This window comes from Micromonospora sp. WMMD1274 (assembly GCF_049179035.1).
Lineage (GTDB): Bacteria > Actinomycetota > Actinomycetes > Mycobacteriales > Micromonosporaceae > Micromonospora > Micromonospora tulbaghiae.
In genome coordinates this window covers 2,643,982-2,666,638 of the sequence record NZ_JBMHMG010000001.1, presented here as the reverse complement: position 1 = coordinate 2,666,638, position 22,657 = coordinate 2,643,982, and the positions used below count along the sequence as shown (strand labels likewise).

Annotated in this window: 20 protein-coding genes and 1 tRNA gene; 11 read left to right on the top strand and 10 right to left on the bottom strand. The window is 72.4% G+C overall.

Annotated features, from left to right (window positions below; translation table 11 throughout):
* Nucleotides 1-46: 46 nt before the first annotated feature.
* From ACN27D_RS12265 to ACN27D_RS12250, 4 genes are read left to right on the top strand one after another with little or no spacing between them, the layout of a single operon-like run.
* Nucleotides 47-1,051, top strand: a complete 1,005-nt coding sequence (locus ACN27D_RS12265; protein ID WP_013289048.1) for an ABC transporter permease — start codon at nucleotides 47-49, stop codon at nucleotides 1,049-1,051.
* On the top strand, nucleotides 1,048-2,016 hold the full coding sequence (locus ACN27D_RS12260) for an ABC transporter permease (RefSeq protein ID WP_064446815.1): 969 nt from the start codon (nucleotides 1,048-1,050) through the stop codon (nucleotides 2,014-2,016). Before ACN27D_RS12265 ends, ACN27D_RS12260 begins: the two co-directional genes overlap by 4 nt.
* A gap of 11 nt (nucleotides 2,017-2,027) precedes the next feature.
* Nucleotides 2,028-3,143: an ABC transporter ATP-binding protein gene (locus tag ACN27D_RS12255; protein ID WP_064446814.1), complete on the top strand. Its 1,116-nt coding sequence runs from the start codon at nucleotides 2,028-2,030 to the stop codon at nucleotides 3,141-3,143.
* The gene (locus ACN27D_RS12250) at nucleotides 3,140-4,243 is read left to right on the top strand and encodes an ABC transporter ATP-binding protein (RefSeq protein ID WP_358173888.1); all 1,104 of its coding nucleotides are present in this window, start codon (nucleotides 3,140-3,142) and stop codon (nucleotides 4,241-4,243) included. The genes ACN27D_RS12255 and ACN27D_RS12250 overlap by 4 nt, the downstream gene beginning before the upstream one ends.
* Before the next feature lie 54 nt (nucleotides 4,244-4,297).
* Here the strand turns inward: ACN27D_RS12250 and ACN27D_RS12245 are convergent, their stop codons facing one another.
* Nucleotides 4,298-4,750 (bottom strand): hypothetical protein, encoded by a 453-nt coding sequence (locus tag ACN27D_RS12245; protein WP_013474958.1) that lies wholly within the window; start codon nucleotides 4,748-4,750, stop codon nucleotides 4,298-4,300.
* Nucleotides 4,732-5,391 (bottom strand): HNH endonuclease family protein, encoded by a 660-nt coding sequence (locus ACN27D_RS12240; RefSeq protein ID WP_013474959.1) that lies wholly within the window; start codon nucleotides 5,389-5,391, stop codon nucleotides 4,732-4,734. The genes ACN27D_RS12245 and ACN27D_RS12240 overlap by 19 nt, the downstream gene beginning before the upstream one ends.
* Before the next feature lie 108 nt (nucleotides 5,392-5,499).
* On the opposite strand from ACN27D_RS12240, the gene ACN27D_RS12235 reads away from it, so the two are divergent.
* A complete protein-coding gene (locus ACN27D_RS12235) occupies nucleotides 5,500-6,939 on the top strand; it encodes an MFS transporter (protein WP_421499132.1) in 1,440 nt (479 codons plus the stop codon).
* Between the two features lie 24 nt (nucleotides 6,940-6,963).
* Here the strand turns inward: ACN27D_RS12235 and leuA are convergent, their stop codons facing one another.
* Together leuA and ACN27D_RS12225 are read right to left on the bottom strand one after the other, a co-directional pair.
* A complete protein-coding gene (gene leuA / locus ACN27D_RS12230; RefSeq protein ID WP_350815443.1) occupies nucleotides 6,964-8,709 on the bottom strand; it encodes a 2-isopropylmalate synthase in 1,746 nt (581 codons plus the stop codon).
* A gap of 271 nt (nucleotides 8,710-8,980) precedes the next feature.
* Nucleotides 8,981-9,742 carry a hypothetical protein gene (locus ACN27D_RS12225; protein WP_233585928.1) on the bottom strand — a complete coding sequence of 254 codons (762 nt, stop codon included), beginning with the start codon at nucleotides 9,740-9,742 and terminating at the stop codon, nucleotides 8,981-8,983.
* Between the two features lie 238 nt (nucleotides 9,743-9,980).
* Here ACN27D_RS12225 and ACN27D_RS12220 point away from each other — a divergent pair, with 238 nt between their 5' ends.
* Entirely contained in the window at nucleotides 9,981-11,246 is a 1,266-nt protein-coding gene (locus tag ACN27D_RS12220; RefSeq protein ID WP_091330618.1) for an aspartate kinase, read from the top strand.
* A 6-nt stretch (nucleotides 11,247-11,252) separates the two neighbouring features.
* Nucleotides 11,253-12,314 carry an aspartate-semialdehyde dehydrogenase gene (locus ACN27D_RS12215; RefSeq protein WP_091330619.1) on the top strand — a complete coding sequence of 354 codons (1,062 nt, stop codon included), beginning with the start codon at nucleotides 11,253-11,255 and terminating at the stop codon, nucleotides 12,312-12,314.
* A gap of 146 nt (nucleotides 12,315-12,460) precedes the next feature.
* Here ACN27D_RS12215 and ACN27D_RS12210 read toward each other — a convergent pair whose 3' ends face one another.
* Nucleotides 12,461-13,918 carry a GGDEF domain-containing protein gene (locus ACN27D_RS12210; protein WP_358173900.1) on the bottom strand — a complete coding sequence of 486 codons (1,458 nt, stop codon included), beginning with the start codon at nucleotides 13,916-13,918 and terminating at the stop codon, nucleotides 12,461-12,463.
* A 178-nt stretch (nucleotides 13,919-14,096) separates the two neighbouring features.
* Here ACN27D_RS12210 and ACN27D_RS12205 point away from each other — a divergent pair, with 178 nt between their 5' ends.
* The 3 genes from ACN27D_RS12205 to ACN27D_RS12195 all read left to right on the top strand — a co-directional run bounded on the left by ACN27D_RS12205 (nucleotide 14,097) and on the right by ACN27D_RS12195 (nucleotide 17,605).
* Nucleotides 14,097-14,876: a phosphodiesterase gene (locus ACN27D_RS12205; RefSeq protein ID WP_121685100.1), complete on the top strand. Its 780-nt coding sequence runs from the start codon at nucleotides 14,097-14,099 to the stop codon at nucleotides 14,874-14,876.
* Nucleotides 14,877-14,888: 12 nt separating this feature from the next.
* Nucleotides 14,889-15,461, top strand: a complete 573-nt coding sequence (locus ACN27D_RS12200) for a histone deacetylase (RefSeq protein WP_421499131.1) — start codon at nucleotides 14,889-14,891, stop codon at nucleotides 15,459-15,461.
* 401 nt (nucleotides 15,462-15,862) lie between these two features.
* A complete protein-coding gene (locus ACN27D_RS12195; protein WP_120572741.1) occupies nucleotides 15,863-17,605 on the top strand; it encodes a bifunctional metallophosphatase/5'-nucleotidase in 1,743 nt (580 codons plus the stop codon).
* Nucleotides 17,606-17,698: 93 nt separating this feature from the next.
* On the opposite strand, the gene ACN27D_RS12190 is transcribed toward ACN27D_RS12195, so the two are convergent.
* The gene (locus tag ACN27D_RS12190; protein WP_120572742.1) at nucleotides 17,699-18,988 is read right to left on the bottom strand and encodes an MFS transporter; all 1,290 of its coding nucleotides are present in this window, start codon (nucleotides 18,986-18,988) and stop codon (nucleotides 17,699-17,701) included.
* Between the two features lie 109 nt (nucleotides 18,989-19,097).
* Between ACN27D_RS12190 and ACN27D_RS12185 the strand changes: the two genes are divergently transcribed.
* Entirely contained in the window at nucleotides 19,098-19,571 is a 474-nt protein-coding gene (locus ACN27D_RS12185) for a hypothetical protein (RefSeq protein ID WP_233585927.1), read from the top strand.
* Nucleotides 19,572-19,620: 49 nt separating this feature from the next.
* On the opposite strand, the gene ACN27D_RS12180 is transcribed toward ACN27D_RS12185, so the two are convergent.
* The 4 genes from ACN27D_RS12180 to ACN27D_RS12165 all read right to left on the bottom strand — a co-directional run bounded on the left by ACN27D_RS12180 (nucleotide 19,621) and on the right by ACN27D_RS12165 (nucleotide 22,655).
* Nucleotides 19,621-20,733: a calcium:proton antiporter gene (locus tag ACN27D_RS12180; protein WP_120574097.1), complete on the bottom strand. Its 1,113-nt coding sequence runs from the start codon at nucleotides 20,731-20,733 to the stop codon at nucleotides 19,621-19,623.
* A gap of 67 nt (nucleotides 20,734-20,800) precedes the next feature.
* Nucleotides 20,801-21,475 (bottom strand): HAD family hydrolase, encoded by a 675-nt coding sequence (locus ACN27D_RS12175; protein WP_358173907.1) that lies wholly within the window; start codon nucleotides 21,473-21,475, stop codon nucleotides 20,801-20,803.
* A gap of 80 nt (nucleotides 21,476-21,555) precedes the next feature.
* A tRNA-Pro gene (locus ACN27D_RS12170) sits at nucleotides 21,556-21,632 on the bottom strand.
* 129 nt (nucleotides 21,633-21,761) lie between these two features.
* Entirely contained in the window at nucleotides 21,762-22,655 is an 894-nt protein-coding gene (locus ACN27D_RS12165) for a metallophosphoesterase (RefSeq protein ID WP_357900188.1), read from the bottom strand.
* Nucleotides 22,656-22,657 lie beyond the last annotated feature (2 nt).

Sequence of the window (22,657 nt, the reverse complement as noted above, 5' to 3'; positions counted from 1 at the left end):
ACCACAGCGCCCGCCCGCACCCCTCCGCACACCCTCCGAGGCGCCCGTGTTCCGGTTCATCATCAGACGCCTGCTACAGCTGATACCAACGCTGTTCGGGCTCTCCGTCCTGCTGTTCATCTGGCTCCACCGACTTCCCGGCGGGCCCGAGACCGCGATCCTCGGTGAACGGGGCACGCCCGAGACGCGCGCCGCCATCCGGCGCAACCTCGGCCTCGACGAGCCGATCCTGGTCCAGTACGCCCGCTTCCTGCGGCGGATGATCCGGCTCGACCTGGGCACCTCGACCGGTACGAAGCGGGCCGTCACCACGGAGTTCGTGGAGCGGTTCCCCGGCACCGTCGAGCTGACCGTCATGGCCATGATCCTCGCGGTCGGCATCGGCATCCCGCTCGGCTACCTGGCCGCCCGCCGCCGCGGCCGGTTCCTCGACCATGCCTCGGTCGGCGGATCGCTCATCGGCATCTGCATCCCGGTCTTCTTCCTGGCGTACGTGCTCAAGGCGATCTTCGCGGAGAACCTGGGCTGGTTCCCCTCCAGCGGCCGGCAGGACCCGACCATCGGGGCGACCCGGGTCACCAACTTCTTCGTCCTCGACGGGCTCATGACCCGCGAGTGGGACGCCGCCGCCGACGCGCTCTGGCACCTCGTGCTGCCGGGCATCGCGCTCGCCAGCATCCCGCTCGCGATCATCGTCCGGATCACCCGGGCCAGCGTGCTGGAGGTGCTCAACGAGGACTTCGTCCGCACCGCCGAGGCCAAGGGCCTGACCGAGCGGACCGTCCGCCGCCGGCACGTGCTGCGCAACGCCATGCTGCCGGTGGCCACCTCGATCGGTCTCCAGACCGGTCTCCTGCTCTCCGGCGCGGTGCTCACCGAGACCGTGTTCGCGTTCAGCGGCATCGGCGCGTTCGTCGCCGAGTCGATCAGTCAGCGCGACTACCCGGTGCTGATGGGCTTCATCATGATCATTGCGGTGGTGTACGTGCTGGTGAATCTCCTGGTCGACCTCTCCTACAGCGTGATCGACCCGAGGGTGAGGGTGCGATGACCATCACCACTGGCAAGAAGCGCGAGAAGATCGACCGGCTCGCCGAGCTGGCCGCCCGCGACGACGAGCAGGGGGTGAGCCTCTGGAAGGAGGCGTTCCGCCGGCTGCGGCGCAACCCGGCGGCCGTCATCGGCGTGGTCATCCTGGCGATCTTTGTCCTGGTCGCGGTCATCGGGCCGTTCCTCGTCCCGTACAGCCCGACGGACTCCATCGGCATCCGCGAGGGCCTGGTCAAGTCCGGCCAGGGCATCATCCCGGGCATCTCCGCCGACCACTGGCTCGGCTTCGACCACCAGGGCCGGGACGAGTTCAGCCGGCTCATCGTCGGCGCCCGGCAGACGCTGCTCGTCGGCGTCGTCTCCACCCTGATCGGTCTCGCGGTCGGCGCGCTGATCGGCGGCGTCGCCGGTGCCGCGGCCGGCCTCGGCGGGCGCTGGGGCCGCTGGATCGACACCACCCTGATGCGCTTCATCGACATGCTGCTGGCCATGCCGAGCCTGCTGCTCGCGGTGAGCATCGCGGCGCTGCTCGGCGCCAGCCTCACCACCGTGATGATCGCCGTCGGTGTGGTGTCGGTGCCGATCTTCGCGCGGCTGCTGCGCGGCTCGATGATCGCGCAGGCCAACAGCGACTACGTGCTGGCCGCGACGTCGCTCGGCGTGAAGCGGTCCAAGATCGCCCTCACCCACGTGGTGCCGAACTCGATTGCCCCGGTCATCGTGCAGGCCACGCTGACGCTGGCGACCGCGATCATCGAGGCGGCCGCGCTGTCCTTCCTCGGCCTCGGCAACCCCGACTCGGCCATCCCGGAGTGGGGCGTCATGCTCGCCGACGCGCAGCCGTACCTGGGCATCCGGCCGGGCCTGGCGATCTATCCGGCGCTCGGCATCATCATCACCGCGCTCGGGTTCACCCTGCTCGGTGAGGCGATGCGCGAGGCCCTCGATCCGAAGCTGCGGAAGTAGGTCAGTCAGTCATGGCACTGCTCGAAGTGGACGACCTCTCCGTCACGTTCGCCCGTCGTGGGCAGCGCACCGTGCACGCGGTGGACGGGGTGTCCTTCTCGGTCGACGCCGGTGAGGTGGTCGGCCTGGTCGGCGAGTCCGGCTGCGGCAAGAGCGTCACGTCGCTGGCCATCATGGGCCTGCTGCCCAAGCAGCCGGGCCTGCGGGTCGGCGGCAAGGCGGTCTTCGACGGCACCGACCTGCTCCAGCTCGACGACCGGGCCCGCCGCGACATCCGCGGCCGGGACGTCGCGATGATCTTCCAGGATCCGCTGTCCTCGCTGAACCCGGTCATCCCGATCGGGCTCCAGGTGACCGAGGTGCTGGCCCGGCACCGGGGCATGAAGGGCGAGGCGGCCGCCAAGGAGGCCGCCGACCTGCTCGACCGGGTGGGCATCCCGGACCCTCGGCGGCGCCTCAAGGAGTACCCGCACCAGCTCTCCGGCGGCATGCGGCAGCGGGCGCTGATCGCCATGGCTGTCGCCTGCCAGCCCCGGCTGCTGATCGCCGACGAGCCGACCACCGCCCTCGACGTCACCATCCAGGCGCAGATCCTGGAACTGCTGAAGGACCTGGTCCGGGACTCCGGCACCGCACTGGTGATGATCACGCACGACCTCGGCGTGGTGGCCGGCATGTGCGACACCGTCAACGTGCTCTACGCCGGCCGGGTGGTGGAGACGGCCACCCGCCGTCCGCTGTTCCGCCAGCCCCGGCACCCGTACACCGAGGGTCTGCTCGCCTCGGTGCCGCGCCTCGACGCCGGCCGTGGCGAACGGCTGAACCCCATCCCCGGCTCGGTGCGCGACGTGCTGCCCTGGCCGGACGGCTGCGCGTTCGCCCCGCGCTGCGCCCGCCGCGTCGACGAGTGCGTGGGTGAACCGCCGGAGCTGGTGCTGACCCACGACGCGCGCAGCTACCGCTGCGTCAACCCGGTGCCGATCCCCGGCCTGACCCCGGAGGCGGACGCCCGGGCGACCGCGCCGACGACCACCGAACCGGGTGCCGTGCCGGCCCAGGCCGAACCGGCCGACCCGCCCGCCGTGCCCGGCTTCGGACCGGCTCCGCGCGAGGAGGAGACCCCATGAGCGACGACGACATCCTCGTCGAGGTCCGCGACCTGAAGGTGCACTTCCCGATCCGCCGGGGCGTGATCTTCGACCGGACCGTCGGGCACGTCAAGGCGGTCGACGGGGTCGACCTGAGCATCCCGCGCGGCAAGACGTACGGGCTGGTGGGCGAGTCGGGTTGCGGCAAGTCCACGCTCGGCCGGGCGCTGCTCCAGCTCACCCCGCCGACCGGCGGCGAGGTGACGTTCGACGGCGTCGAGCTGACCACGCTGCCCGCAGGCAGGCTGCGCTCGATGCGCCGCCGGATGCAGATGATCTTCCAGGACCCGATGTCCAGCCTGGACCCCCGGCAGAACGTCGAGTCGATCCTGACCGAGGGCCTCCAGACCCACGGCATCGGCGCGAACCGGGACGACCGGCGGCGGATCATCGGCGAGACGCTCGACGCGGTGGGCCTGCCGAAATGGGCGCTGTCCCGCTACCCGCACGAGTTCTCCGGCGGCCAGCGCCAGCGCATCGGCATCGCCCGCGCCCTGGTCCTCGGCCCGGAGCTGATCGTCGCCGACGAGCCGGTCTCCGCGCTGGACGTGTCGATCCAGGCGCAGGTGGTGAACCTGCTCGACGAACTCCAGGACAGCCTCGGCCTGACCTACCTGGTCATCGCGCACGACCTGGCCGTGGTGCGGCACATCTCCGACATCGTCGGCGTGATGTACCTGGGCGCGCTGGTGGAGGAGGCGCCGAGCGAGCGGCTCTACACCGAGCCGCTGCACCCGTACACCCGGGCGCTGATGTCGGCGGTGCCGGTGCCGGACCCGGACGTCGAGGACCGGCGCGAGCGCATCCTGCTCGCCGGTGACCTGCCGTCGCCCGCCAACCCGCCGTCGGGCTGCCGGTTCCACACCCGCTGCCCGTGGGCGCAGCCGACCCGTTGCGCCGACGAGCGGCCGGAGCTGCGCCAGATCGGCGCCAGCCGGGTCGCCTGCCACTGGGCCGAGCAGATCGCCGCCGGTGAGCTGCGCCCGCACGAGGTGACCGCGAAGATCACCCGGCCGGAGGGCGAGGGCGAGGAGCCCGGCGTGGTCTCCGCGCCGAGCGAGCCCGGCTCGTACGTCTGACACGAAAGTGCGCGTCCCCACCCGGACCGGGTGGGGACGCGCACTTCTCGTCGGTCAGCCCTCGGGACGGTTGAGCAGGCCCACCGCGATCGTGTGCACGGCGTCCAGCGCGGCCGGGTCGGCCAGCGGCGCGGAACCACCGGTGACCGCGTACCACTCGTCGGCGTCCTTGTACTGCACCCGCAGCGTCACCCGGCCGTCGGCGTGCTCGGTGCGCAACGTCAACTCGCCGGTCACCACGCCCACCTCGTCCGTCATGACCCCGCCCGGCCCGGCGGTGATGTCAGCGGTCCGGTCCGCCGGTCCACCCGGCGCGCCGCCGGCCGGTGCACCCGGCACCGCGTCGGCGGTCATGCCCGCCCCGGCGACGTCGGCGGACGCCGGCTGCCGGCCGTCCGCCGTCATCCCGGCCGAGGCCGGACCGGCCGGTGCGGACTCCGGGGCCGGTGCGCCGCCTGCCTCCGGGGCCGGTGTGGCGCCCGGCCCGGTCACGGTTTGCTCGCCCATGTGCAGCCCTCCAGCATGTCGGTGAGAGCGGCCTTCTCGGCACTTGTCACAGTCAGCCGCCAGTAGTGCTTGACCGTCACCCAGTCCGCCGCGTACTGACACCAGGACGACCGGTTCGGCGGCTTCCACTGGGACGGATCCTGGTCACCCTTTGCCCGGTTGGACCGCGCCGAAACCGCGATGAGCTGCGGCCGGGTCAGGTCGTTGGCGAAGTCGCCGCGCTTCGAGTCGTCCCACTCGTCCGCGCCCGACCGCCACGCGGCGGCCAGCGGCACCGTGTGGTCGATGTCCACGTCCGAGGGATCGTTGAGCACCACGCCGTCGTAGACGCTCTCCCACCGGCCGCCGACCACGTTGCAGCCGGACAGCTTGATGCCCTCGCCGTCGCGTTGCAGCACGCTGTCGCGTACGTCGCAGTTCTTGCCGGTGCCGCGCCAGTGCGGGAAACGGGAGCGGCTGTAGCCCTTCATCGACCCGGCGGTGGCCACTGTGAGCTCACCGAGCTGCTTGTTGACGTTCCCGGCGGCGCTCGGCGGCGCCTCCGGCTCGGTGACCGACACGTCGCAGCCGGCCACGCCGAGGGCGAGCACCGCGCTCAGCGCGGCCGCCAGCCCGGCACGGGCTCCTGATCTCGTACGCACAGACGACACCTCTCCAGCTTGCGTGCTCCGGGCGAGTCCGCACAGTACCCGGCGGCGGTTTCCGCGATTCGTGGCGTCGACGGTGGGCGGCGGGCAGAGTGGTGAGACGTGACCTCACCCGCTCCCGCGCTGCGTACCGGCTCCGCCGCCGGACGCGGCACGCTGCTCGCCGCGATCCTCGCCTCCGGCATGGTGTTCCTGGACAGCACGGTCGTCAACGTCGCGCTGCCGCGCCTCGGCGCCGAACTGGACGCCACGGTCGCCGGTCTGCAGTGGACGGTGAACGGCTACCTGCTCATGCTCGCCGCGTTCGTGCTGCTCGGCGGCGCACTCGGGGACCGGTTCGGGCGGCGGCGCGTCTTCCTGCTCGGCGTGGTCTGGTTCGCGGTGGCGTCGGTGCTCTGCGGGCTGGCCCAGGACACCGGATGGCTCGTCGCCGCCCGGTTCCTCCAGGGCGCCGGCGGGGCGCTGCTCACCCCCGGCTCGCTGTCGGTGCTCCAGGCCGGCTTCCACCCGGACGACCGGGGCCGGGCCATCGGCACCTGGTCCGGGCTGTCCGGGGTGTCCACAGCGCTCGGTCCGCTGCTCGGCGGCTGGCTCATCGACACGCTCTCCTGGCGGTGGATCTTCTTCGTCAACCTGCCGCTGGCCGTCGGCGTGGTGCTCGCCGCGCTGCGCTGGGTACCGGAGAGCCGGGACGAGGAGGCGTCGCGTACCGGGGAGGGGCGTCGGTTCGACGTGGCCGGTGCGCTGCTCGGCGCGCTCGCGCTCGGTGGGATCACGTACGCGCTGATCGACGCGCCGGCGCGCGGCCTGGACTCCCCGGCGGTGCTGGTCACGGCGGTGCTCGGAGTGGCCGCGGTGGTGGTGTTCGTGCTGGTCGAGCGGCGGCGCGGCGGCACCGCGATGCTGCCCACCGGGCTGTTCTCCAGCCGGCTGTTCTCCGTGCTGAACGTCTTCACTGTGGTGGTGTACGCGGCGCTCGGCGGGTTCACCTTCTTCCTCGCCGTCTACCTGCAGAACGTGGTCGGCTGGTCGGCGCTGCTCACCGGCCTGGCCACGGTGCCGATGACGGTGCTGCTGCTGGTCGGCTCGCCGCGCGCGGGCGCGCTGTCGGCCCGCATCGGCCCCCGGCTGCCGCTCACCGTCGGCCCGGTGATCGCCGCGGCGGGTCTGCTGCTGTTGCGCCGGGTCGGGCCGGGCGCGTCGTACTGGGTGGACGTGCTGCCGGGCGTGACGCTGTTCGGCGCCGGGCTCACGCTCGTGGTGGCGCCGCTGACCACGTCGGTGCTCGGCGCGGTCTCGGACCGCTTCGCCGGGGTGGCGAGCGGCTTCAACAACGCCGCCTCCCGGGCCGGCGGCCTGCTCGCGGTGGCCGCGCTGCCGCTGCTGGTCGGGCTCTCCGGCACCGGGTACGAGCAGAAGGGCGCACTGGCCGACGCGTACCGGGGGGCGTTGGCGTGGTGCGCCGGGCTGCTGCTCGCCGGCGCGGTGCTCGCCGCCGTGCTGATCCACCGCCCGCCGAAGCAGAGCGGGGGCCCGGCCTGAGGCCGGACCCCCGCGTCGCCGGGATCAGGCGCGGGTGCGGTTCACCGCGCTCGTGACCGCCTTGATCGAGGCGGTGACGATGTTGGCGTCCACCCCGACGCCCCACACCGTGCGGCCGTCCACCTCGCACTCCACGTACGCGGCGGCCTGTGCGTCCCCGCCGGAGGACAGCGCGTGCTCGTGGTAGTCGAGCACCCGTACCGCCACGCCCAGGGACTGCAACGCGTTGACGTACGCGTCGATCGGGCCGTTGCCGACAGCGGTGAGCGCGCGGGTGTCGCCGCCGAAGCCGACGCGGGCGTCGATCTCGACCTTGCCGTCGACGGTGCCGATGGTGTACTCGGCCAGCTTGACGGCCGGGTCGACCTGGTGGTCGACCAGGTAGTTGCGGGCGAAGATCTCCCACATGGCGCCCGGCTCGACCTCGCCGCCGTCGTGGTCGGTGACCTGCTGCACCACGCCGGAGAACTCGATCTGGAGGCGGCGCGGCAGGTCGAGCTGGTGCTCGGTCTTCATGATGTACGCGACGCCGCCCTTGCCGGACTGCGAGTTGACCCGGATGACCGCCTCGTAGGTGCGGCCCAGGTCCTTCGGGTCGATCGGCAGGTAGGGCACCGCCCAGGTGAAGTCGTCGACCGGCACCCCGGCCGCCGTGGCGTCGGCGTTCAGCGCGGCGAAGCCCTTGTTGATCGCGTCCTGGTGCGAGCCGGAGAACGCCGTGTAGACCAGGTCGCCCGCGTACGGGTGGCGCTCGTGCACCGGCAGCTGGTTGCAGTACTCGACGGCGCGCTTGATCTCGTCGATGTTCGAGAAGTCGATCATAGGGTCGATGCCCTGGGAGAACATGTTCAGGCCCAGCGTCACCAGGTCGACGTTGCCGGTGCGCTCGCCGTTGCCGAACAGGCAGCCCTCGATCCGGTCGGCGCCGGCCAGCAGGCCCAGCTCGGCGGCGGCCACGCCGGTGCCCCGGTCGTTGTGCGGGTGCAGGCTCAGCACCAGGCTGTCCCGCCGGGGCAGGCGCCGGTGCATCCACTCGATCGAGTCGGCGTAGACGTTCGGCATCGCCATCTCGACGGTGGCCGGCAGGTTGATGATCAGCTTCCGGTCCGGCGTCGGGTCGATCACGTCGATGACCGCCGAGCAGACCTCCAGCGCGTACTCCAGCTCGGTGCCCGTGTACGACTCCGGCGAGTACTCGTAGTGGATGTCGGTGTCCGGGGTGTGGATCTCCGCGTACTTCTGGCACAGCCGCGCGCCCTGCGTGGCGATGTCGGTGATGCCGTCGCGGTCCAGGCCGAAGACCACCCGGCGCTGCAGCGTCGAGGTGGAGTTGTAGAAGTGCACGATGGCCCGGCGGGCGCCGCGCAGCGACTCGAAGGTCCGCTCGATCAGGTGCTCCCGGCACTGGGTCAGCACCTGGATGGTGACGTCCTCGGGAATCAGGTCCTGCTCGATCAGCTGCCGTACGAAGTCGTAGTCGGTCTGGCTGGCCGACGGGAAGCCGACCTCGATCTCCTTGTAGCCCATCTGCACCAGGAGCTGGAACATCCGGCGCTTGCGCTCGGGCGACATCGGGTCGATCAGGGCCTGGTTGCCGTCGCGGAGGTCGACTGCGCACCAGCGGGGCGCGGCCTCGACGCGGCGGGTCGGCCAGGCGCGGTCCGGCAGGTCGACGCCGAACTCACGGTCGTACGGAACGTAGCGGTGGACCGGCATCCGGCTGGGGCGCTGGCTGGCGAACGGATCGGTCTCGGTGACAGGTTGAGCCATCTCGGAGTGCTCCCTGGAACATGTGGCGTCAGCAGATCGGAAAGGTGTCGGCGAGATGCCGGGCGACGGTGCGCGGCGGTGCCGAGAAGAAGATCGGATGTGCTGGACGGCGCGTTTCTACTCCGCGACGAGGTGCCGGCCGGTCAGGCCTCGTCGCGGCAGCCAAGGAGAAGGTACGCGCGCCACATGACAAGGTCACCCTACGTGGTGGGACGTGCGGTGGGAAGGCTGGTCCGGACTATGGGATCGGAGTCACCGGATCGGTGGCCGGCTACGGCGCTCCCGGGCTCGGGGCGTCCCGGCTGACCGGCTCGCCGTCGGTCACCGCGCCGGCCAGCTCGACGGTGCCCGGCGCGGCGCCGGGCTCGCCGGTCAGCGTCAGGGTGCCGAATCCGGCCTTTACCGCCGCCGGTGTGCCGTCCTCCCGGAAGCAGTAGATGCCCACGTCCAGCGGCGCGTTCAGCGACGCCGAGGTGCTGTCGACCGTGTAGCACGGGCCGTCGGCGCCGGGCAGCGGCTCGGCGGGGGAGACCGCGAGCGGCGCGCGCCGGTCGGTCAGCACCTCCAGCCAGTCGGTGAACGGGTGCTGCACCCGGGGGTCGAGCCGGCGCGGCACCGCGTCGTCGGCGTCGCCGAGGCGCACGCAGGTCGCCGCCTGGGCCCAGCCGGCCGACGGCAGCGCGCACTGGAACAGCCCGTCGGAGGTGCCGGCGAGCGAGACGTCCACGGTGCCGGCGTGCCCCCAGCCGGGCACGTCGACCCGCCAGCTGCCGTCGTTGGCGCTGGTGAAGGACACCGTGCGGGGGGAGCCCTCGGCGGGCGCGAACGCGTACGTGGCGGTGAGGTGCCGGTCCTGCGCCGCGGCGGCCAGCCCGGCCAGTTCCTCGCGGGCGGCGTCGACCTGCACCGGGACCGGGTCGGCGGTGCCGGTGGGCGCCGCCTCGGGAGTGCCGCCGTCGCAGGCGGCCAGCAGTACCGGCAGGGTGAGTGCGACCACGCCGGTCAGGCGGGCCGCACGTCGATGAGCGTGCACCGGCTCATTCTGCGTCGTGGACACGGTCCCGGTCATCCCACCGTACGGCTGTACCGCTTGGCGTGTCGCGTCCTCCCGGGCTGGTGAGCCGCCCCACGCCGGGGCCGGATGGTGGGATCACCCGGCCCGGCGTCGCGGCCCGCCCGATAGGCTGAGGCGGTCTGACACGCGCCGCCGGACCGAGAGACCCGGCGGCGTCGGCACGCTCAGGGTCGTCGCTGGGAGGGAGTGCACCGTCGTGGCACTCGTGGTGCAGAAGTACGGCGGGTCCTCCGTCGCCAACGCCGAGCGGATCAAGCGGGTGGCCGAGCGCATCGTGGCCGCGCGCAAGGCCGGCGACGACGTGGTGGTGGTGGTGTCCGCCATGGGCGACACCACCGACGAGCTGCTCGACCTGGCCAACCAGGTCAGCCCGCTGCCGCCGGGCCGTGAGCTGGACATGCTGCTCACCGCCGGGGAGCGGATCTCCATGGCGCTGCTCGCCATGGCCATCCACAACCTGGGGTACGAGGCCCGCTCGTTCACCGGTTCCCAGGCCGGCGTGATCACCACCTCGGTGCACGGCCGGGCCCGGATCATCGACGTGACCCCGGGGCGGCTCAAGGGCGCGCTGGACGAGGGCGCGGTGGTCATCGTGGCCGGCTTCCAGGGCGTCTCGCAGGACACCAAGGACGTGACCACGCTCGGGCGGGGCGGCTCGGACACCACAGCCGTGGCGCTCGCCGCCGCGCTGGAGGCGGACGTCTGCGAGATCTACACCGACGTGGACGGCATCTTCACCGCCGACCCGCGCATCGTGCCGAACGCCCGGCACATCAAGCAGATCACCTACGAGGAGATGCTGGAGCTGGCCGCCTGCGGCGCGAAGGTGCTGCACCTGCGCAGCGTCGAGTACGCGCGGCGCGCGGGCTTGCCGATCCACGTCCGTTCGTCATACTCGACCAACACCGGCACGATGGTCACCGGATCGATGGAGGACCTTCCTGTGGAACAGGCACTGATCACCGGGGTCGCCCACGACCGCAGCGAAGCGAAGATCACGATCGTCGGCGTGCCCGACGAGCCGGGTGCCGCCGCGGCGATCTTCGACACCGTAGCCGGCGCGGAGATCAACATCGACATGATCGTGCAGAACGTGTCCACCGAGGGCACCGGCCGCACGGACATCTCGTTCACGCTGCCCAAGGCCGACGGCCCGACCGCGATGACCGCGCTCAGCAAGATCCAGGAGTCGGTCAAGTTCAAGGGCCTGCTGTACGACGACCACGTCGGCAAGGTCTCGCTGATCGGCGCGGGCATGCGTTCGCACCCGGGCGTGGCCGCCGGCTTCTTCGCCGCCCTCGGCGCGGCCGGCGTGAACATCGAGATGATCTCCACGTCGGAGATCCGGGTCTCCGTGGTCTGCCGCGACACCGACCTCGACAAGGCGGTCCGGGCCATCCACGACGCCTTCGAGCTGGGTGGTGACACCGAAGCCGTCGTCTACGCCGGCACCGGGCGGTAACGCGCCATGCCGTCGCTGCCCACCCTCGCCGTGGTCGGGGCGACAGGTGCCGTCGGTACGGTGATGTGCCAGATCCTCTCCTCCAGGCGCAACGTGTGGGGCGAGATCCGGCTGCTCGCCTCCGAGCGGTCGGCGGGCCGGCGCGTGCAGTGCCGGGGCGAGGAGCTGACCGTCCAGGCGCTCACCGCCGACGCGCTCGACGGCGTCGACGTGGCGATGTTCGACGTGCCGGACGACGTCTCCGCGCAGTGGGCCCCGGTCGCCGCCGCGCGCGGCGCGGTGGTGGTGGACAACTCCGGCGCGTTCCGGATGGACCGCGACGTGCCGCTCGTCGTCCCTGAGATCAACCCCGAGCAGGTACGCAACCGGCCCAAGGGGATCATCGCCAACGCCAACTGCACCACGCTGGCGATGATCGTGGCGGTCGCGCCGCTGCACCGCGAGTACGGCCTGCGCGAGCTGGTGCTCGCGTCGTACCAGGCGGTCTCCGGGGCGGGGCAGGCCGGCGTGGACGCGCTGCACCTCCAGCTCGGCAAGATCGCCGGCGACCGGGTGCTCGGTTCCCGCGCCGGTGACGTGCGACAGGCCGTCGGCGACGAGCTGGGTCCGTTCCCGGCGCCGCTGGCGCTCAACGTCGTACCGTGGGCGGGCTCGCTCGCCGACGGCGGCTGGTCCTCCGAGGAGATGAAGCTGCGCAACGAGTCGCGCAAGATCCTCGGGCTGCCCGACCTCAAGGTGTCCGCCACCTGCGTACGGGTGCCGGTGGTGACCGGTCACTCGGTCGCCGTGCACGCGGTCTTCGCCACCGAGGTGGACGCCGAGGGTGCCCGCGAGGCGCTGCGCAACGCCCCGGGCGTGATCCTGGTCGACGACCCGGCGGCCGGGGAGTTCCCGATGCCGATCGACGCGGTCGGCACCGACCCGTCCTGGGTGGGCCGCATCCGGCGAGCGGTTGACGACCCCCGCGCCCTGGACCTCTTCGTGACCGGTGACAACCTCCGCAAGGGCGCAGCCCTCAACACGGCCCAGATCGCCGAACTCCTGGCCAAGGACCTGACCCGCCCATAACGCGGCCCTCCTCCCGCCGCCCTCCCGCTGCCGCCCTTTCCGGCGTTGATCTTGCACTTTCCGCCCTGCTTGGGAGGCATATGCGGCATTTGCCAGGGCCTAAAGTGCAAGATCGCGGGGGAGAGGGGTGACGGGAGCGGGGGCGGTCAGGCGGCGGAGAGGTGGACTCCGTCTCGGCCGTGGCGCTTGACCGCGTACAGGGCCTGGTCGGCTCGGTGCAGGGTGCGTTCGGGGGACTCGCCGGGTCTCGGCAGGGCGACGCCGACGCTGATCGTCCGGCCGGTACGGCGAGCCGCCTCGGTGAGCCGTTCGGCGATCCGGACCGCCTCCTCCGGGCGGCTCACCTCGATCACCGCCACGAACTCGTCGCCACCGGTCCGGTACAGCTCGTCGCCCTGACGCAACGCGCCTTCGAGTGCCCGGGCCAGACCCACCAACAGCCGGTCGCCGGCCTGGTGGCCGTACGTGTCGTTGACGTCCTTGAACCCGTCCACGTCGATCGCCAGCAGCGCGGTACGCCCCGGCGTGGCGGTGGCGATCCGCTGCCCGAAGGGGCCGGTGTGCCGCAGCCCGGTGAGCGGGTCCGAGCTGGCCTGCTCGCGGAGCCGGGCGAGCGTCCGCAGCCGGTCCAGGCAGGTCCACGCCTGCCCGGCGAGCAGCTCGATCAGGTTGACGGTGGTGGGGTCGGGGCGCAGGCGCTGCTCGTCGGCGACGAGCAGCACGCCACCGGAGGCCGGTGTGCCGACCGGCACCGCCACCAGCGTGCGCGCGCCGGCCCGGGTCAGCGGCAGGTACTCGTCGGTGGGCGGGTGGCCGGCCTCGCCCAGCGTGTACGCCGAGCCGTACCGGTGGGCCCGGTCGATCATGCGGTCCAGCCCGGCCGGTCCGGCCTCGTCCAGCTCGGCCCGGATCCGCGCCTCCAGGTCACCCGGGGTGCCGGTGGGCGCGCCGAGGCGCGGGCCGCGCCGGCCGGTGAGCACCAGCACGGCGGCGGCGAGCGCCGACACGTCCCGGGCTGCGGCGAGCGCGGCGGTCATCAGATCCCAGTCGGTCGGCGCGGCGGTGAAGGCGGCGGCGTGCCGGAGCAGCTTCTCGCTGCGGCTCTCCGCCGGCGGCCCGCCGAGCGCGGCGATCCGGCCGCCGAGGCGGTCGGCCACCAGTTCGGCGGTCTCCCGCCACGCCGCGAGCACGACCGGCTCGCTCCACTGCAGGTCGAGCACGCCGATCGGACGGCCGTCCGGGTCGCGTACCGGCACACAGAGTTCGGCTGTGACGTCCGGGCGGACCTCCAGGTAGTCGGGGTCGGCGCTGACGTCGGGCACGGCGGCGGTGATCCCGGAGGCGTAGACCCGCCGCACCACCGAGGGTTCGGGCCGGTGCCGGCCCGGCGGGGCGCCGTCGGCGGTGGCCGGCACGTGCGAGAACACCTGCCAGGCGCCGGTCGCGGCGACGCAGCGCAGACGGTCGTGGACGCGGAGCAGGACGGTGGCGGTCGCCGGGGTGTGCCGGGCGAGCGCGGCGACGGTCCACTGGCACGCCTCCGGGACGGTGGACGCCGTGGGAAGGCGCACCGTGACGTCGCGGAGGACTCGCTCGTGATCCACGTCGTTCCTGCTCGGAGGGGGTCGGGTCGCGATCAAGGGTACTCAGCGCAGCCGCCGCCGACCTTCGTACACATGTGCTATCCACAGGCTGTGGACGCAGCCTGTGGGCAGGATCGGGCCTGCGCGGGGAGGCCGCACGGCGATAGCGTGAAGGCCCGGGCACCCGAGGAGGCGGCCGATGCTCATCGCCCAGCTCAGCGACCCGCACGTGACCACCGGCCCGCTCGCGGCCGACCCGGCGTCCGGATTGCACCGGGCGCTCGGCACGGTGCTCGCGCTGCGTCCCCGGCCCGACTGCGTGGTGATCACCGGCGACCTCACCGCCAACGGCCGGCCGGACGAATACCTCGCCCTGCGCGAGATCGTCGGCGCGTTCCCGCTGCCGGTGCACCTGGTCACCGGCAACCACGACGACCGCGAGTCGCTGCTCGACACGTTCGGCGGCACCCCCTACCTGGCCGGTGGCTTCTCGGCGCACTACCACGTCGACCTGCCGGACGCGACGCTCGTCGTGCTCGACTCGCTCACCCCGGGCAGCCCCGGCGGTCGGCTCGGCGACGAGCAGCTCGCCTGGCTGGACGGGGTGCTCGGCGGGCGTACCGACGCGCCCGCCGTCGTGTGCCTGCACCATCCGCCGGTCGCGGTGGGCGTGCCGGGCATGGACGCGATGGGTCTCGACGACGCCGACGCGCTCGCCGCCGTGGTCGGCCGTCACCCCCATGTCGTACGCGTCGCCGCGGGTCACCTGCACCGCCAGGTGACGAGCGCGTTCGCCGGTACGGTGCTGACCACCGCGCCGAGCACCTGGATCCAGGTGAGCCTGACCATGACCGACGAGGAGGAGCCGGGTTTCGTCGCCGAGCCGACCGCCTTTCTGCTGCACCGCGTCGCCGACGGCGGCTGTGTGACGCACACCGTCCAGGTCAGTCACGCCGCCGGTCGCACCTGCTGGTTCTGAGCCGCGCCGCCGATGCTCTGGTACGTCGCGTACGGCTCGAATCTGCACGCCGCACGGCTCGACTGGTACCTGCGTGGCGGGTGTCCACCCGGCGGGCTGCGCACGTACCCCGGCTGCCGGGACCGCCGGCCACCGCGCCGGACGGTTCCGGTGCTGATCGACGGCGGCGTCTACTTCGCCGGGGAGTCGCGGGCCTGGACCGGCGGCATGGCGTTCTACGACCCGCTGCTGCCCGGCCTGGCGGCGGCGCGCGGCTACCTGGTGACGGTCGAGCAGTTCGCTGACATCGCGGCGCAGGAGATGTACCGGCCGCCCGGCGCCGACCTGGCCGGGATCCGCGCGGCGGTCGAGACCGGACGGGCGAGGCTCGGGCCGGGCCGCTACGAGACGCTGCTGCGCGTCGGCGTCCACGAGGGTCTGCCGATGCTCACGTTCACCGCTCCGCACCGGGCGGTGGAGGTGCGGTGGACCCGGCCGGCGTTGCGCAGGCTCGTCGGCACCGCCCACAGCGGACCTCCGACCGGCCCTCCGGAGCGTCAGTCGAGTTCGGACAGTTTGCTCGAAATGCCGGGCCGGCGGACATGAACGACCGTTCGGTTCGCGATGGGTGTCCGGCAGGAGGTGATTCCGGCAAGGACGGTTGCCAGCGCAAGGAATTCCGCGTGACATGAGCGTCGGCGCCGGCTCCCTGTCCCTGGGAGCCGGCGCCTTCGACGACGGGCGGCACCGACAGCGTGCGCCGCGCGGAATTTCACCTGACCGTCATGTCCGACTCGTCCGGCAGACCGGTACGGGCCGCCCGAGGCAACGACGATTCCTGATGCCGCCCCGTTCGACCTGGCGGCCGGTGGATGAGAAGCTACCCCGGCGGGGCGGCGATCCCCCGAGTACCGCCCTCCGCGATCGACACCTGTCACGGCACGGATCAGGGTCGCCGGGCGAACCATCGCCCGGACGCCACATACCGGCACCTCACGAGGAGTTCCATGTCCGTCACCGGGATGCGACGCCGGGCCGCCGTCGGCCTGGCCGCACTCGCCGCGACCGCGTTCACCGCGGTCGCCGTCACCCCCGACCAGGCCGAGGCCCGCCCGAAGCCGGTCGACGTCCAGTTGCTCGCGATCAACGACTTCCACGGCAACCTGGAGCCGCCGACCGGTTCCAGCGGCAGCATCGACGGCCAGCCCGCCGGTGGTGCGGAATACCTGGCCAGCCACCTGAAGTCGATGCGCGCCGCCGCGAAGCAGCAGGGCAAGGGCACCGTCACGGTCGCCGCCGGCGACCTGATCGGCGCCTCGCCGCTGCTCTCCGCCGCGTTCCACGACGAGCCGACCATCGAGGAGATGAACCTCGCCGGGCTGGAGTTCGCGAGCGTCGGCAACCACGAGTTCGACGAGGGCGCGGCCGAGCTGCTGCGCATGCAGCGCGGCGGCTGCCACCCGGTGGACGGCTGCGCCGACGGCACCCCGTTCGGTGGCGCCAAGTTCACCTACCTCTCGGCGAACGCCTTCAAGACCTCCACCGGCCTGCCGCTGATGCAGCCGTTCGGCATCAAGATCGTCAAGGGCGTCCCGATCGGCTTCATCGGGATGACCCTGGAGGGCACCCCGAACATCGTCAGCCAGCAGGGCGTCGCCGGCCTGCGGTTCACCGACGAGGCCGACACCGCCAACAAGTACGCCAAGATCCTGCGCCTGCTCGGAGTCAAGAGCATCGTCGTGCTGCTGCACGAGGGCGGCGTGCAGAACGGCGGCGGCATCAACGACTGCACCGGGTTCAGCGGCCCGATCGTCGACATCGCCAACCGGATGGACCCGTCCATCGACGTGATCGTCAGCGGGCACACCCACGCCGCGTACAACTGCAACATCAACGGCAAGCTGGTCACCAGCGCCAGCTCGTTCGGTCGCCTGGTCACCCAGATCGACCTGAAGATCGACCCGCGTACCCGCGACGTGGTGAGCGCGTCCGCGAACAACGTGGTGGTCACCCGGGACGTGAAGCCGGACCAGCCCTCGACCGACCTGATCAACCGGTACAAGACCGCGCTCGGCCCGGTGGCCGACCGCGTGGTCGGCGAGACCACCGCCGCGATCACCAAGACCCAGGAGAACCTGTACCAGACCGGGGTCGACGTCAACGGCAAGCCGACGTACCAGACCGGTGAGTCGCCGCTGGGCAACGTGATCGCCGACGCGCAGCTCGCCGCGACGGACACCGAGCAGAACGCGGTCGCCGCGTTCATGAACCCCGGTGGCGTCCGCGCCGACCTCGACGCCGGCCCGGTCACCTACGCCGAGGCGTTCACCGTGCAGCCGTTCGCCAACAACCTGGTGACGCTGGACCTGACCGGTGCGCAGCTCTACTGCATGCTGGAGCAGCAGTTCACAGTGGCGCGCGTGCTCTACGCGTCCTCGACGGTCAACTACGTCGTGGACGTCAACGGCACCACCGCACCGGCCGGCACGCCGTGCGCCGGCACCCGGGTGGTCCGGGGCAGCCTCACCATCAACGGCACCCCGGTGACCGACACCGCCACCTACCGGGTCACCGTGAACAACTTCCTCGCCGGTGGCGGCGACGGCTTCAGCGTCCTGACCGGTGGCACCAACGCGGTGACCGGCCAGATCGACCTGGACGCCTTCACCGCGTACCTGACCGAGAAGTCGCCGGTCTCCCCGCCGGCGCTGGACCGGATCCGCACGACCACCGAGGTCGCCGCCGGCTGACGGCCGACCGCACCACCGAACGGGCCCCGGAGCGACGCTCCGGGGCCCGTTCGTGTCCGGCTGCGCGCTTCGTCGCAGGCCGCAGGCTTCGTGTCAGGTCGCCCGCGCGGGCTCGGGCTCCGGCGTCGCGGCCGCCGTCGGACGGCCGTCCTGCGCGGCGGTGAGCAGCGGACGCAGCGACAGCGCGAGCACCGAGGCGGCCAGGCAGCCGCCCACCACGACGGCGACCCACACCCGGCCGTTCGCCGCGGCGATCAGCGGGCCGGCGGTGACCGGGCCGACCACCCCGCTGATCCCGAAGATCATCGAGCTCATCGCGTTGTACCGGCCGCGCAGCTCGTCGGTGGCGAGCGCGTTGGTCAGGGCGGGCATGACCGGCGACAGCATCGTCTCGCCGAACCCGAAGATCGCCGAGCAGGCCACCACGCCGAGCGCCGCGAGCACCGCGTTGCCGCTGCCCACCACGCCGGCCGCGCCGAGCACCAGCCAGGCGCCGGCGAAGACCGCGCCCACGGTGGCGAGTGCACGGGTACGGCTGCGCCCCTCCAGCCGCCGGATCACCAGCAGCTGCGAGAGCACGATCATCACGGTGTTCGCGGCCAGCGCCCACGCCACCACCCGGGGCGTCACCTCGACCACCCGCACCGAGTACGCCGCGAAGCCCACCTCGATCTGCGCGTACCCGCAGGTGGTGAGCACCAGGCCGAAGACGACCAGGCGGCGGAACGGCCGGTCCCGCAGCACCGTGAGGTAGCCGCCGGTGCTCCGGCCGTCGGCCTTCGCGCCCGTGGCCACGGCCGGTCGGCGCCCGACGTGCGGCAGGCTCAGCAGGATCAGGGCGGGCGTCAGGTAGCTCACCGCGTCCAGCAGGTAGATCACCTCGAAGGTGATCGGACGGGCCACGTCGACCACCGCGCCGGAGATCAGGCCGCCGGTGCCGATACCGAGATTGAGCAGCGCGAAGTTGAGCCCGAAGACGCGCTGCCGCTCGCCGTCGCCGGTCAGCGACGCGAGGATCGTGTTCTGCCCGGCCCAGATCGCCGAACTGCCGACGGCGACGAGCGTCATCACGCCGAACGCCGAGGCCGTCGAGTCGACCAGCGCCAGCGAGCCGGTGCCGATCGCCTCGATCACCAGGCAGGGCAACACCACCCGGCGCGCGCCGAACCGGTCGATGAACGTGCCGGCCAGCGGCGACAGAGCCAGCGTGACCGCGCCGAACCAGCCGATCACCAGCCCGGCCCGGGTGTCGGTCAGACCGCGCACGTCGGTGAGGTAGATGAACAGGAACGGCAGGGTGAGGCCGCGCCCGACGGCGGAGAACAGCGTGCCCAGGAGGATCCGGCGGGCTTCGGGACGGGCGGGCAGGGCGCGGCGCAGCATGCTGGGATTCTGTTCGGCGGGTACGACGACCGCGACCCGTTTACCCCTTACACACGCGGTCGCCGGGCCGGAAGGTGAGCGATCACACGTGCTCTGCCATGCTGACCCGGTGACGACGACCTGGCGGCACCTGCCCGCACCGGCCCGCGAGATCGCCGAGACGGCCACCGACGCGGTGACCGCCGCGCGTGAGCGCGACGCCGAGGCGTACGCCCCGGCCGTCGAGCGGCTGGCCGCCGCCGACCGGGCCGGGCTGGTGCTCGGCGGCGTGGTCCGGCTGCTGCTGGAGGAGGGGCACCCGGACGGGCTGGACGGCGACGACGTACGGCAGGTGCTGGAACGGTGCGTGCGGTCGGCGGCGCCCTGGTGGCCCGACGTCGACCCGCACGTGCTGCTGGTGCTGCTGGCCGGCGCGCTCGGCGTCTACGACCCGGGCGACGACGAGAATCCGCCCGATCCGGCGGCGATCGCCCGGCACGCGCCGCTGCTGGTGGCCGACCTGCTGGCGGTCACGGGGCGCCCGTTCGCCGAGTACCTGACCGCCGCGTTCGCCGAGGTGGCGCGGACGGAGATGCACGACTGACGGGTCTTCGTTGTCCGGCGGCCTACGGCCCGGCTGCGGGCGTGCCTGCTCAGGGGCTGGCGGCCAGGAAGACGAACGCGGCGAGCAGCACCAGGTGCACGCCGCCCTGGAGCACAGTCGCCCGGCCCGGCACCACGGTGAGCACAGCCGTCACCGCGGTCAGCGCCAGCAGCGTCATCTGGGTGCCGCCCAGACCCAGCACCAGCGGCCCGTCCAGCCAGATCGAGGCGATCGCGATGGCCGGGATGGTCAGGCCGATGCTGGCCATCGCCGAGCCGAGCGCGAGATTGAGGCTGATCTGCACGCGGTCCCGCCGTGCCGCCCGGGCGGCGGCGAGCGTCTCCGGCAGCAGCACCAGCAGCGCGATGACCACACCGACGAAGGCCTGCGGCAGGTTGGCGGCGCCGACCGCCGTCTCGATCGCCGGGGAGATCGTCTTCGCGTCGCCCACCACCGCGACGAGCGCCACCACGAGCAGGGCCAGGCTGGCCAGCGCGGTACGCGTGGACGGCGGCTCGGCGTGCCCGTCACCGTTCTTGTCCTCGGCGAGGATGCTGCCCTCCTGCGTGACCGGGAGGAAGTAGTCGCGGTGCCGGCCGGTCTGCACCATGACGAACAGCAGGTAGAGCGCCAGCGAGGCGACGGCCGCGAAGGCGAGCTGCGCGGGGGAGAACTCCGGCCCCGGCCGGCTCGTGGTGAACGTCGGCACCACCATGCTGAGCGTGGCGAGCGTGGCCACCGTGGCGAGCGCCCCGCCGGTGCCCTCCGGATTGAACACCGCCACCTGCCGGCGCAGTGCGCCGAGCAGCAGCGACAGGCCGAGGATGCCGTTGCAGGTGATCATGACGGCGGCGAAGACCGTGTCCCGGGCCAGCGCCTGCGTCTTGTCGCCACCGCTGATCATCAGCGTGACGATCAGACCGACTTCGATCACGGTGACCGCCACCGCGAGCACGAGTGACCCGTACGGTTCGCCGACCTTGTGCGCGACCACCTCGGCGTGGTGCACCGCTGCCAGTACGGCCACCGCGAGCAGGGCCGCCACCACGAAGATGAGCGGGCCGGGCAACTCCCGTCCCCAGGTCATCACGAGCACGAGCACAGCGACCAGGGGCGCGACGGTGGTCCAATCGGTCAGACGGGATCGGATCGTCGGCGGCATGCGCATACTTTGCCAGGGGGCAGAGTTGACCGCGCGTGGCGGGGTGGCTCCGGGCAGTCCTGTCGATCTATTCGATCGAGGCCGGTTGCTCCACGTGGGTGAGCACCTCGCGGAGGTTCCCGATCACGATTCCGATCCAGCCCGGATCGGTGTCCTGGTGTTCGGTCGTCCGGAGCACCGTCATGCCGACCGCCGCCGCACCGGCCAGCTCACCGTCCGCGCCGTCGCCCACGTATACGCAGTCGCCCGGCGTGACGCCCAGCCGCTGCGCGGCCGCGCGGTAGATCGCCGGGTCCGGCTTGGCCAGCCCGACCTCGCAGGAGAACACCGTGACGTCGAAGCGCCGGGCGAGCGGCCCGCCCGCCCACGCCTCGGCCGTCTCGGAGGTGGCGTTGCTGATCAGAGCCAGCCGGTGCCCGCGTTCGCGCAGCGCGTCGAGCACGTCCAGCGTGGCGGGCGAGACGCGACCCAGCACCCGGTGGGCGAGGGCCAGCCGGTGCGCGGCGGCGCGGGCCACCTGCTCATCGGTCGGCGAGCCGCCGAGGCGCCCGGCGAGGATGCGGACGGTCTCCTCCGCGTTCCACCGGACGAGCCGGTCCCGCCAGGTGGCGTGGTACGCGTCGACGAGCGCCGCCGGATCGACCCCGACCATGAGCGCCATCTCGCCCACCACGCGGTCCCGCTCGTCGTCGGCGCCGTGGACCAGGGTGTGGAAGAGGTCGAAGACGACCGGCCGTGGCATGGCGGGATCCTACTGCGACGGTGAGCGGGGCCGGGGAAACGCAGAGGGCACATCCGATCTCGGATGTGCCCTCTTACCTCTGGTCGGGGTGGCCGGATTCGAACCGACGACCTCTTCGTCCCGAACGAAGCGCGCTACCAAGCTGCGCCACACCCCGAGGCGTGCCGACAAATAGTAGCCCACCCGCCCCCACGGTCAAACTCGGTACCCCCCGCCCTCCGCCCCCGGCAGATCTTGGTACGGATCAGCCCTCCGAGGGGCGGGCGCGTACCAAGATCTGCCGGGATCAGCGGGGGATCAGGGTGAGGATGCTGGCCTCGGGTGGGCAGGCGAAGCGGATCGGGGCGGTGGGGTGGGTGCCGAGGCCGGCGGAGACGTGCAGCCAGGAGTCGGAGCCGGGCCAGCGGTGCAGCCCGCGCGCCATCGAGCGGGGCAGCCCGCAGTTGGTCACCAGCGCGCCGTACCCGGGCACGCAGACCTGGCCGCCGTGGGTGTGCCCGGCCAACAACAGGCCGAAGCCGTCGGCGGCCATCCGGTCCAGCACGACCGGCTCGGGGGAGTGCGACAGCGCGACGGACAGCGCCGCGTCGCGGCTGACCGGGCCGGCCACGGCGTCGTAGTCGTCCCGTTCGATGTGGGGGTCGTCGACGCCTGCCAGCTCGATCTCCCGCCCACCGGCCTTGAGCGTGGTGCGGGCGTTGTTCAGGTCGGCCCAGCCGGCGCCGGTGAGGATGTCGCGCAGCTCCTCGTACGGCAGCGGCACACCCTCGGTGTACTCCCGGTCGGGCAGGAAGTAGGTGAAGGGGTTCTTCAGGACCGGCCCGGTGTAGTCGTTGGAGCCGAAGACGAACGCGCCGGGCAGGTCGAGCAGCGGTTGCAGGGCGCGCAGCACGCCCGGCACCGACTCGGGGTGCGCCATGTTGTCGCCGGTGACCACGACCAGGTCCGGGTCGAGTGCGGCCAGGGAGGCCACCCAGTCCTGCTTGCGTCGCTGGCCGGGCATCATGTGCAGGTCGGAGAGGTGCAGCACCCGCAGCGGTTCGGCGTCGGTCGGGAGCACCGGCACGTCGTACCGGCGGAGGGTGAACATGTTGCGCTCGACGAGCGACGCGTACGCCAGGGTGGCCGCGCCGGCGGCGACGGTTCCGGCCGCGAGCCGGAATAGTGTGCGCTTTCGCATGG

What these genes read in the sequence shown, in the direction of transcription:
- ACN27D_RS12245 (WP_013474958.1), bottom strand. Translation starts at nt 4,750, where the DNA reads ATGGGCGAGCAAACCGTGACCGGGCCGGGCGCCACACCGGCCCCGGAG.
- ACN27D_RS12165 (WP_357900188.1), bottom strand. Translation starts at nt 22,655, where the DNA reads ATGCGAAAGCGCACACTATTCCGGCTCGCGGCCGGAACCGTCGCCGCC.
- ACN27D_RS12180 (WP_120574097.1), bottom strand. Translation starts at nt 20,733, where the DNA reads ATGCCGCCGACGATCCGATCCCGTCTGACCGATTGGACCACCGTCGCG.
- ACN27D_RS12260 (WP_064446815.1), top strand. Translation starts at nt 1,048, where the DNA reads ATGACCATCACCACTGGCAAGAAGCGCGAGAAGATCGACCGGCTCGCC.
- ACN27D_RS12255 (WP_064446814.1), top strand. Translation starts at nt 2,028, where the DNA reads ATGGCACTGCTCGAAGTGGACGACCTCTCCGTCACGTTCGCCCGTCGT.
- leuA (WP_350815443.1), bottom strand. Translation starts at nt 8,709, where the DNA reads ATGGCTCAACCTGTCACCGAGACCGATCCGTTCGCCAGCCAGCGCCCC.
- ACN27D_RS12250 (WP_358173888.1), top strand. Translation starts at nt 3,140, where the DNA reads ATGAGCGACGACGACATCCTCGTCGAGGTCCGCGACCTGAAGGTGCAC.
- ACN27D_RS12190 (WP_120572742.1), bottom strand. Translation starts at nt 18,988, where the DNA reads ATGCTGCGCCGCGCCCTGCCCGCCCGTCCCGAAGCCCGCCGGATCCTC.
- ACN27D_RS12200 (WP_421499131.1), top strand. Translation starts at nt 14,889, where the DNA reads ATGCTCTGGTACGTCGCGTACGGCTCGAATCTGCACGCCGCACGGCTC.
- ACN27D_RS12195 (WP_120572741.1), top strand. Translation starts at nt 15,863, where the DNA reads ATGTCCGTCACCGGGATGCGACGCCGGGCCGCCGTCGGCCTGGCCGCA.
- ACN27D_RS12205 (WP_121685100.1), top strand. Translation starts at nt 14,097, where the DNA reads ATGCTCATCGCCCAGCTCAGCGACCCGCACGTGACCACCGGCCCGCTC.
- ACN27D_RS12215 (WP_091330619.1), top strand. Translation starts at nt 11,253, where the DNA reads ATGCCGTCGCTGCCCACCCTCGCCGTGGTCGGGGCGACAGGTGCCGTC.
- ACN27D_RS12175 (WP_358173907.1), bottom strand. Translation starts at nt 21,475, where the DNA reads ATGCCACGGCCGGTCGTCTTCGACCTCTTCCACACCCTGGTCCACGGC.